This window comes from Paraburkholderia monticola (assembly GCF_001580545.1).
GTDB classification, from domain to species: domain Bacteria; phylum Pseudomonadota; class Gammaproteobacteria; order Burkholderiales; family Burkholderiaceae; genus Paraburkholderia; species Paraburkholderia monticola.
In genome coordinates this window covers 371,712-381,781 of record NZ_LRBG01000012.1, presented here as the reverse complement: position 1 = coordinate 381,781, position 10,070 = coordinate 371,712, and the positions used below count along the sequence as shown (strand labels likewise).

Annotated in this window: 9 protein-coding genes; 8 read left to right on the top strand and 1 reads right to left on the bottom strand. The window is 65.5% G+C overall.

Features of this window, described 5'->3' with window-relative positions; translation table 11 throughout:
* From CI15_RS16330 to CI15_RS16305, 6 genes are all read left to right on the top strand, one after another.
* A partial coding sequence (locus CI15_RS16330) for an aminotransferase class I/II-fold pyridoxal phosphate-dependent enzyme (RefSeq protein WP_153041122.1) occupies positions 1–430 on the top strand: 430 nt, incomplete at its 5' end.
* Positions 431–520: 90 nt separating this feature from the next.
* Positions 521–1,852 (top strand): homoserine dehydrogenase, encoded by a 1,332-nt coding sequence (locus tag CI15_RS16325; RefSeq protein WP_062129350.1) that lies wholly within the window; start codon positions 521–523, stop codon positions 1,850–1,852.
* 8 nt (positions 1,853–1,860) lie between these two features.
* Entirely contained in the window at positions 1,861–3,312 is a 1,452-nt protein-coding gene (gene thrC / locus CI15_RS16320) for a threonine synthase (protein WP_062129349.1), read from the top strand.
* 276 nt (positions 3,313–3,588) lie between these two features.
* On the top strand, positions 3,589–4,824 hold the full coding sequence (locus CI15_RS16315; protein WP_062129348.1) for a molybdopterin molybdotransferase MoeA: 1,236 nt from the start codon (positions 3,589–3,591) through the stop codon (positions 4,822–4,824).
* Positions 4,825–4,869: 45 nt separating this feature from the next.
* The gene (gene moaD / locus CI15_RS16310) at positions 4,870–5,127 is read left to right on the top strand and encodes a molybdopterin converting factor subunit 1 (RefSeq protein ID WP_062129347.1); all 258 of its coding nucleotides are present in this window, start codon (positions 4,870–4,872) and stop codon (positions 5,125–5,127) included.
* Between the two features lie 56 nt (positions 5,128–5,183).
* Positions 5,184–5,660 (top strand): molybdenum cofactor biosynthesis protein MoaE, encoded by a 477-nt coding sequence (locus CI15_RS16305; RefSeq protein WP_062129346.1) that lies wholly within the window; start codon positions 5,184–5,186, stop codon positions 5,658–5,660.
* A gap of 76 nt (positions 5,661–5,736) precedes the next feature.
* Here the strand turns inward: CI15_RS16305 and CI15_RS16300 are convergent, their stop codons facing one another.
* Positions 5,737–6,288: a group III truncated hemoglobin gene (locus CI15_RS16300; RefSeq protein ID WP_062129345.1), complete on the bottom strand. Its 552-nt coding sequence runs from the start codon at positions 6,286–6,288 to the stop codon at positions 5,737–5,739.
* Positions 6,289–6,636: 348 nt separating this feature from the next.
* Between CI15_RS16300 and CI15_RS16295 the strand changes: the two genes are divergently transcribed.
* Both CI15_RS16295 and clpB read left to right on the top strand, forming a co-directional pair.
* On the top strand, positions 6,637–7,167 hold the full coding sequence (locus tag CI15_RS16295; RefSeq protein WP_062129344.1) for an Rrf2 family transcriptional regulator: 531 nt from the start codon (positions 6,637–6,639) through the stop codon (positions 7,165–7,167).
* A 170-nt stretch (positions 7,168–7,337) separates the two neighbouring features.
* Complete coding sequence (clpB, locus tag CI15_RS16290; RefSeq protein ID WP_062129343.1) at positions 7,338–9,935, top strand: ATP-dependent chaperone ClpB; 2,598 nt, start codon at positions 7,338–7,340, stop codon at positions 9,933–9,935.
* Positions 9,936–10,070: the final 135 nt, after the last annotated feature.

Sequence of the window (10,070 nt, the reverse complement as noted above, 5' to 3'; positions counted from 1 at the left end):
AGGGCTCGGCATCCTCGCGTCGATGCGGCTGTGCCCGAACGTGCCCGGCCAGTACGCGATCCAGACCGCGCTCGGCGGCTATCAGAGCATCAACGACCTGATCGCGCCGGGCGGGCGGCTCTACAGGCAGCGTGAGCTCGCGTACGACATGCTGACGGCGATCCCCGGCGTGAGCTGCGTGAAGCCCGAGGCGGCGCTGTACATGTTTCCGCGGCTCGACCCGAAGGTGTATCCGATCCAGAACGACCAGCAGTTCATCCTCGACCTGCTGCTCGAAGAGCGCGTGCTGCTCGTGCAGGGCACCGGCTTCAACTGGAAGACGCCGGATCACTTCCGCGTCGTGTTCCTGCCGAACGTCGACGACCTCGCGGATTCGATCAACCGGATCGCGCGTTTCCTCGATGGCTACCGCAAACGTCATACGGCCTGAGCCGGCCTCGCGTACGATGTGGCGCGCGAGGCGCGCCGCTCGTGCCACCCTCGACACCCTTTTCAAACCTCTATTAGAAACTCACGCTGCATGGAACCGATCAAAGTTGGACTGCTGGGCTTCGGCACGGTAGGCAGCGGCACCTTCACGGTACTGCGCCGCAATCAGGAAGAAATCAAACGTCGCGCGGGCCGCGGCATCGAGATTGCGCGCATTGCCGTGCGCAATCCGGCCAAGGCAACCGCGGCGCTTGGCGGCGAAGCCGGCAGCGTGGCGCTGACCGATGATTTCAACGCGGTCGTGGACGATCCGTCGATCGCGATCGTCGCGGAAATGATCGGCGGCACGGGCATCGCGCGCGAGCTCGTGCTGCGCGCGATCAACAACGGCAAGCACGTGGTCACGGCCAACAAGGCGCTGCTCGCGGTGCATGGCACGGAGATTTTCGAGGCGGCGCACGCGAACGGCGTGATGGTCGCGTTCGAGGCGGCGGTGGCGGGCGGCATTCCGATCATCAAGGCGCTGCGCGAAGGGCTGACCGCGAACCGCATCCAGTACATCGCGGGCATTATCAACGGGACGACGAACTACATCCTGTCGGAGATGCGTGACCGCGGCCTCGATTTCGCGACCGCGCTGAAGGCCGCGCAGGAGCTCGGCTACGCGGAAGCGGACCCGACCTTCGACATCGAAGGCGTCGACGCCGCGCACAAGGCGACGATCATGAGCGCGATCGCGTTCGGCGTGCCGGTGCAGTTCGACCGCGCGTACGTCGAGGGCATCAGCAAGCTCGCCGCGATCGACATCAAATACGCCGAGGAGCTCGGCTACCGCATCAAGCTGCTCGGCATCACGCGCCGCACCGACCAAGGCATCGAGCTGCGCGTGCATCCCACGTTGATTCCGGAAAAACGCCTGCTCGCCAATGTGGAAGGCGCGATGAACGCGGTCGTCGTGCACGGCGACGCGGTCGGCACGACGCTTTACTACGGCAAGGGCGCCGGCGCGGAGCCGACGGCTTCGGCCGTAGTCGCCGATCTGGTCGACGTGACGCGCCTGCACACGGCCGACCCCGAGCACCGCGTGCCGCATCTGGCATTCCAGCCGGACAGCCTGTCGAGCACCCCGATCCTGCCGATCGACGAAGTCCGCAGCGGCTACTACCTGCGCCTGCGCGTCGCCGACGTGACCGGCGTGCTCGCCGACATCACGCGCATTCTGGCGGACACCGGCATTTCGATCGACGCGCTGCTGCAAAAGGAGTCCGAGCTCGTCGACGCGAATGGCAAGGGCGAAACCGACATCCTCCTGATCACGCACGAGACGGTCGAAAAGCAGGTCAACGCCGCGATCAAGTCGATCGAGGCGCTGAAGACCGTCGTCTCGCAAGTCACGAAGCTGCGCATGGAAGCGCTGAACTAGGCCGAACTATGAACTACCTCTCCACGCGCGGCGCCGGAGCCGGCGAGCGCCATACCTTCTCCGACATCCTGCTCGGCGGTCTCGCGAAAGACGGCGGCCTGTATCTGCCGGCCGACTATCCGCGCGTCACGCCGGATGAACTGGCGCGCTGGCGCGCGCTGCCGTACGCGGATCTCGCGTTCGAGATCCTGTCGAAGTTCTGCGACGACATCCCCGCCGACGATCTGCGCGCGCTGACGCGCAAGACCTACACGGCCGCGACCTACTGCAACGTGCGCGACGACGAAAGCGCCGCGCAGATCACGCCGCTGAAGACGCTCGGCGTCGAAGACGGTGCGCCGCTGTCGCTGCTCGAACTGTCGAACGGGCCGACGCTCGCGTTCAAGGACATGGCGATGCAGCTGATCGGCAACCTGTTCGAGTACGCGCTCGCGAAGCACGGCGAAACGCTGAACATTCTCGGCGCGACCTCGGGCGACACCGGCAGCGCCGCCGAATACGCGATGCGCGGCAAGCAGGGCATCCGTGTGTTCATGCTGTCGCCGCACAAGAAAATGAGCGCGTTCCAGACCGCGCAGATGTATAGCCTGCAAGATCCGAACATCTTCAACCTCGCGGTGGAAGGCGTGTTCGACGACGCGCAGGACATCGTGAAGGCGGTGTCGAACGATCACGCGTTCAAGGCGAAGTACAAGATCGGCACGGTCAACTCGATCAACTGGGCGCGGGTCGTCGCGCAGGTCGTCTATTACTTCAAGGGTTACTTTGCCGCGACGAAGTCGAACGACGAGCGCGTGTCGTTCACGGTGCCGTCGGGCAACTTCGGCAACGTGTGCGCGGGCCATATCGCCCGCATGATGGGTTTGCCGATCGAGAAGCTCGTCGTCGCGACCAACGAAAACGACGTGCTCGACGAATTCTTCCGTACCGGCATCTACCGCGTGCGCAAGGCGGCCGAGACCTACCACACCAGCAGCCCGAGCATGGACATCTCGAAGGCATCGAATTTCGAGCGCTTCGTGTATGACCTGCTCGGCCGTGATCCGGCGCGCGTGTTGCAGCTGTTCCGCGACGTCGAGGAGAAGGGCGGCTTCGACCTCGCGGCGAGCGGCGACTTCGCGCGCGTGCAGGCGTTCGGCTTCGTGTCGGGCAGCAGCAGCCACGACACCCGCGTCGAGACGATTCGCGACGTGTTCGAGCGTTACGACACGATGATCGACACGCATACGGCCGACGGCGTGAAGGTCGCGCGCGAGCATCTGCAGCCGGGCGTGCCGATGATCGTGCTCGAGACCGCTCAGCCGATCAAATTCGGCGAGACGATCCGCGAGGCGCTGCTGCGCGAGCCGGAGCGGCCGGCGGCGTTCTCGGGGCTCGAGTCGCTGCCACAGCGCTTCGAGGTCGTACCCGCGGATGCCCAGCGCGTGAAGGACTTTATCGTCGCGAATACCGGCGAATAAAGGCAAATAAGGCCAAATACGGGCGACTGAGCCGCGTGAGCCGCTGGACGGCTCGCGCGGCATCCCCGAGTGCCGCGCCGATTCGGGTTGCCCACGCCCACGCCCGCGCCTGCGCCTGCACAAGCGCTGGCCGCACCCTCCGCGGCCTCGCATCGAAAATCACAAAAAGCTCCCCATAACGCCCGGCCACCCAGGCTGACGGCATCGGCCGCTACAATGTTCTTTTAACCTGCGGCTTCGACACTCCCGATGTCCACTCCCACGCACCGCGCTCCGATGCTCGCCACTGCCGATGCGTTGGCGATCCTGCTCGACGCCGCGCGCCCGATCGACGGTCTGGAAACGCTGCCGACGCTCGACGCGCTCAACCGCGTGCTCGCCACCGACGTCACCTCGCCGCTCGACGTCCCGCCGATGAACACGAGCGCGATGGACGGCTACGCGGTTCGCATCGCCGATCTCGCGCACGGCAGCCGCCTGCCGGTCTCGCAACGCATTCCGGCCGGCCATGCGCCGACGCCGCTCGCGCCCGGCAGCGCGGCGCGCATCTTTACGGGCGCGACGGTGCCCGCAGGCGCGGACGCGGTCGTGATGCAGGAGCAGACCGAGGTGGCCGGCGACGAAGTCACGATCGTGCATCGTCCGCAGGCGGGCGAATGGATCACCGCGCAGGGCGCCGATATTCGCGCGGGCTCGGTGATCCTGCCGGCCGGCACGCGGCTCACGCCGCAGGCGTTGGGGCTTGCCGCGTCGGTCGGATGCGCGCGGCTCGAGGTGCGTCGGCGCGTGAAGGTCGCCGTATTCTTCACCGGCGACGAACTGACGATGCCCGGCGAGCCGTTGAAGCCCGGTGCGATCTACAACTCGAATCGCTTCACGCTGCGCGGCCTGCTCGAGAGGCTCGGCTGCGAAGTGACCGACTACGGCATCGTCGCCGATCAACTCGAGGCAACCCGCGCGACGCTGCGCGAGGCCGCCCACGCGCACGATCTGATTCTCACCTGCGGCGGCGTATCGGTCGGCGAGGAGGATCACGTGAAGCCAGCGGTCGAGGCCGAAGGGCGTCTGTCGATGTGGCAGATCGCGATGAAGCCGGGCAAGCCGCTCGCCTTCGGCGCGGTGCGCCGTAGCGCGGGTGGCGCGGGTGGCGAGGGTGGGGGCGAGCCGGCCGAAACGTTCTTCATCGGTCTGCCCGGCAATCCGGTGTCGAGCTTCGCGACCTTCCTGCTGTTCGTGCGTCCGTTCGTGCTGCGTCTGGCTGGCGTGCAGGCGGTCGCGCCGCGCGCGCTGTCGCTGCGCGCGGACTTCACGCAGGGCAAGGCCGATCGCCGCAACGAGTTCCTGCGCGCGCGCGTCAACGCGGCGGGGGGGCTCGATCTGTTTGCGAACCAGAGTTCGGCTGTGTTGACGTCGACCGTCTGGGCCGACGGCCTGATCGACAATCCGCCGAACCACGCGATCAGTGCCGGCGAAACCGTGCGCTTCATTCCGTTTTCCGAACTGCTGAACTGAGGCCGGTCAGCCGCGGCAGAGGCGGCGCAGACCGGCGGTATCCCGATGAAGATTGAACTCCGATACTTTGCGAGCGTGCGTGAAGCGCTCAACACGTCCGACGAAACCGTCGACGTGCCCGATGGCATCGCGACCGTCGGCGACGTGCGTGCGTGGTTGCGCGTGCGCGGCGGCGTCTGGGCCGAGACGCTCGCCGAAGGCCGCGCGCTGCGCATGGCCTGCAACCACGTGATGACCGACCCGGGCACCCGCCTCTCCGAGGGCTGCGAGGTCGCGTTTTTTCCGCCCGTCACCGGCGGCTGAGCCGCGCTCGCGCGCATCACGATCACGCCGTCGATAGAAGCCCTCAGGAGCCTTCCATGCCCGTTCGCGTCCAGACCGAAGACTTCGACCTCAGTGCCGAGGTCGCCGCGCTGCGCGCACGCAATCCGAAGATCGGCGCGGTCGCGTGCTTCGTCGGCACCGTGCGAGACCTCAACGAGGGCAGTTCGGTTCAGACGATGGAGCTCGAGCACTATCCGGGCATGACCGAGAAGTCACTCGAGGCGATCGTCGAGCGTGCGCGCGGACGCTGGCCCGGCATCGAGGTGCTGATCGTGCATCGGGTCGGCAAACTGTTGCCGCTCGATCAGATCGTGCTCGTTGCGACGACGGCCGCGCACCGTGGCGACGCGTTTGCGTCGTGCGAATTCGTGATGGACTATCTGAAGACCGAAGCGCCGTTCTGGAAGAAGGAGAAAACCGAAGCGGGCGAGCGCTGGGTCGACGCGCGCGTGACCGACGATGCGGCGCTCGCGCGCTGGGGCATCGAGTCGGGAAACCGGACGGCGGAGTAAGCCAGCCGCGGGTAACTGGGGCCCAACGGGGGCCCAACGGGGGCGCAAGGGCGGCCCGCGTCGGTCCCGCCGGCGTTCACTTCTCCTCTGACCGTCCGATGATCGGCACCGGAAACGGCTCCCCAGCCGGTCGCGAGGGTGCTTCGCCGTCGTCGCCGTCGCCGTCGCGCGGCCGACGCTTCGGCGCGACCCGCTCGAGCAGCGCCTGCTGCTCCGGCGGAATCTTGTAATCCCATCCGAAACGGCTCAACTGCAGACTCTGCGCGATCCGCAGCGCCGGCTCCATGAAGCGGACCGCCGCGGCCGGCTGATAGCGCGACTCGACCGTGTCGAGGAACAGGTACAGCCAGCGGCTGAAATGCTGCGGCTCGACGCCTTCGAGCGGCTGATGCGCCTGCTGCACGTTGCCGCGATACTGCTTCGCGCCGAGCACGAGGCTACCCCAGAACGTGCACATCTTCGGCAGATGGTCGTCCCAGCGACCTTCGAGCTTCGCCTCGAAAACCGGACCGAGCAGCGCATCGGCGCGCACGCGATCGTAAAAACCGTAGACGAGATCGCGGATATTCGCCTCGGTGGGTTCGGCCGCGCGCTCGACCGGCGGCGCGGCGGGAAAAGACGGATTCATGCGGATTCCAGAAAAAATGCGCTTGCGATGGCGGCGGGTCGATGGCGGCGCCTCAGCCCTGGCGCGAGCGTCGGACCAGCGGCTGCGCTTGCCGCAAAACGGTCCGGGGCCGCTTCACCGGAGGCGAACTCCCAGAGCGGAGCCTCGACCCCCCCATTTCTAACAAACGGTTTGACGCGAAAAAGTTACTATTGCTATCCGGCACAGCTATGCAAAGCGACTAGCAGAACGACGCCGCCAGCCAGTCATGTTAGGGCGCGGCGCTCGTTCACGGCAAGCCTTGAGTCGATCCGGCTATCGGCGCATTCAAGGCGGTTGCGCGCGGCCTTTTACGCTACACCAGGACCTATGAGACTGACCGACTACACGGATTACGCGCTGCGCGTGCTGCTGTACCTCGCGGTGCGGGGCGACGGATTATCGACGATTCAGGACGTTTCGCAGGCTTACGGCATCTCGAAGAACCATCTGATGAAGGTCGTGCAGCAACTCGGCGAGCTTGGCTGGGTCGAAACCGTGCGCGGCCGCAATGGCGGGCTGCGGCTCAGCCCGCAGTCGCTCGGCTTGACTGTCGGCGACGTGGTGCGCCAGACGGAAAGCGACTTTGCTCTCGTCGCCTGTCTGCCGGACCGGCAGGGCGTCCAGCGGCCCTGCGTGATCAGTCCGCAGTGCCGGTTGCGTGGCGCGCTGCAGGCAGCGAGCCTTGCTTTTCTGGCCGAACTCGATCGCTATACGATCAGCGAAGTCGCGCAGCCACAAAGTCCGCTCGCGGCATTGCTTGGGCTGGGCCCCATTATTCAGACGGTGCCGCTGCCGATTCCGCTCGCTCCCGACAGCACGCGCGCCGGCAGCCCGGTGGCGCTGGGCCAGAAAGACTAGAAGATCCCGCCGGTTCGAGCAGCGCAGACTCGACCAGCCGCGGCACTGGGGGAAGGATCGCGGCAGTTCTTGCGCTCAAATGTTAAATAGTTGCGACCGAGGCCAAAAAAGCGCTTGAAACCCTAATAAAACGCCTCATTTTGGTGGTAATCGAAATTGGAGGTCTCTTGATGAGAATCGACAAACTCACCACTAAATTCCAGGAAGCACTGGCTGACGCCCAAAGTCTGGCGGTTGGCCGCGACAATCAGTACATCGAACCGGTCCACGTGCTGGCGGCGCTCGTCGCGCAGCAGGACGGCTCGTCGCGCTCGCTGCTATCGCGCGCCGGCGTGCATGTGCAGCCGCTGCAAACCGCACTGAACGACGCCATCACGCGGCTGCCGCAAGTGCGGGGCACCGACGGCAACGTGCAGATCGGCCGCGAATTGACCGGTCTGTTGAACCAGGCCGACAAGGAAGCGCAGAAGCTCAACGACACGTTCATCGCGAGCGAGATGTTCCTGCTCGCGGTCGCCGACGACAAGGGCGATGCCGGCCGTCTCGCGCGCGAGCACGGACTGTCGCGCAAGGCCCTCGAGACCGCGATCGCCGCGGTGCGCGGCGGCTCGCAGGTGCATAGCCAGGACGCCGAAAGCCAGCGCGAAGCGCTGAAGAAATACACGATCGATCTGACCGAGCGCGCCCGCGCCGGCAAGCTCGATCCCGTGATCGGCCGCGACGACGAAATCCGCCGTTCCATCCAGATCCTGCAGCGCCGCACCAAGAACAACCCGGTGCTGATCGGCGAGCCGGGCGTCGGCAAGACCGCGATCGTCGAAGGGCTCGCGCAGCGCATCGTCAATGGCGAAGTGCCGGAAACGCTGAAGAACAAGCGCGTGCTGTCGCTCGACATGGCCGCGCTGCTCGCGGGCGCCAAATATCGCGGCGAGTTCGAGGAGCGCCTGAAGGCCGTGCTCAACGACATCGCGAAGGACGAAGGGCAGACCATCGTCTTCATCGACGAAATTCACACGATGGTCGGCGCCGGCAAGGCCGAGGGCGCGATGGACGCGGGCAACATGCTGAAACCGGCGCTCTCGCGCGGCGAGCTGCATTGCGTCGGCGCGACCACGCTCGACGAATACCGTAAATACATCGAGAAGGATGCCGCGCTCGAGCGCCGCTTCCAGAAGGTGCTGGTGGACGAACCGTCGGTCGAGGCGACCATTGCGATCCTGCGCGGTTTGCAGGAGCGCTATGAGCTGCACCACGGCGTCGACATCACCGACCCGGCGATCGTCGCGGCCGCGGAGCTCTCGCATCGCTACATCACGGACCGCTTTCTGCCGGACAAGGCGATCGATCTGATCGACGAAGCCGCCTCGAAGATCAAGATGGAAATCGATTCGAAGCCCGAGGAGATGGACCGGCTCGATCGTCGTCTGATCCAGCTGAAGATCGAGCGCGAAGCGGTGAAGAAGGAGAAGGACGAGGCGTCGCAGAAGCGTCTGCAGCTGATCGAGGAGGAAATCGAGCGGCTCAATCGCGAATATTCGGACCTCGATGAAATCTGGACCGCGGAAAAGGCGGCGGTGCAGGGCAGCGCCCAGTTGAAGGAAGAGATCGAGAAAACCCGCGCGGAAATCACGCGGCTGCAGCGCGAGGGCAAGCTCGAGAAGGTCGCCGAATTGCAATACGGCAAGCTGCCGGGTCTCGAGCGGCAGCTGAAGGAAGTCACGCGCGCCGAAGCCGAGGAACAGAACAGTCCGAAGCGTCCGCGTCTGTTGCGCACCCAGGTCGGTGCGGAAGAGATCGCCGAGGTCGTGTCGCGTTCGACGGGCATCCCGGTGTCGCGGATGATGCAGGGCGAGCGTGAGAAGCTGCTGCAGATCGAGTCCAAACTGCACGACCGCGTGGTCGGTCAGGATGAGGCGATCAACGCGGTCGCCGATGCGATCCGCCGCTCGCGCGCGGGTTTGTCGGATCCGAACCGTCCCTACGGTTCGTTCCTGTTCCTCGGACCGACCGGCGTCGGCAAGACGGAGCTGTGCAAGGCGTTGGCGTCGTTCCTGTTCGACTCGGAAGACCATCTGATCCGCATCGACATGAGCGAGTTCATGGAGAAGCACAGCGTCGCGCGTCTGATCGGCGCGCCGCCGGGATACGTCGGCTACGAGGAGGGCGGTTATCTGACCGAGGCCGTGCGCCGCAAGCCGTATAGCGTGATCCTGCTCGACGAAATCGAAAAGGCGCACCCGGACGTGTTCAACGTGCTGCTGCAGGTGCTCGACGACGGCCGCATGACCGATGGCCAGGGCCGCACCGTCGACTTCAAGAACACGGTGATCGTGATGACGTCGAACCTCGGTTCGCAGGTGATCCAGGCGATGGTCGGCGAGCCGCAGGAAGCGGTGAAGGACGCGGTGTGGGAAGAGGTGAAGCTGCACTTCCGGCCCGAGTTCCTGAACCGGATCGACGACGTCGTCGTGTTCCATGCGCTCGATCGCTCGAACATTCAGTCGATCGCGCGGATCCAGTTGCAGCGTCTGCACGAGCGGCTTGCGAAGCTCGACATGCAACTGGTGGTGTCGGACGCGGCGCTCGAACACATCGGCAAGGTCGGCTACGATCCGCTGTTCGGTGCGCGGCCGTTGAAGCGCGCGATTCAGCAGGAGATCGAGAACCCGATCGCGAAGCTGATCCTCGCTGGCAAGTTCGGTCCGAAGGATGTGATCCCGGTCGAAGTGGACGACGGCCAGCTCGTGTTCGAACGCGTCGTGCACTGAGCGCGATCGCGGCTTGACGCGACGGGACGGTGGCAGTCGAGCCGTTCCCGCCAATGATAAAAACCGGCAATGAAGGTCACTTCATTGCCGGTTTTCTTTTTGTCCGCCGATTTTCAGGCCGGTGGCTTCTGCCGC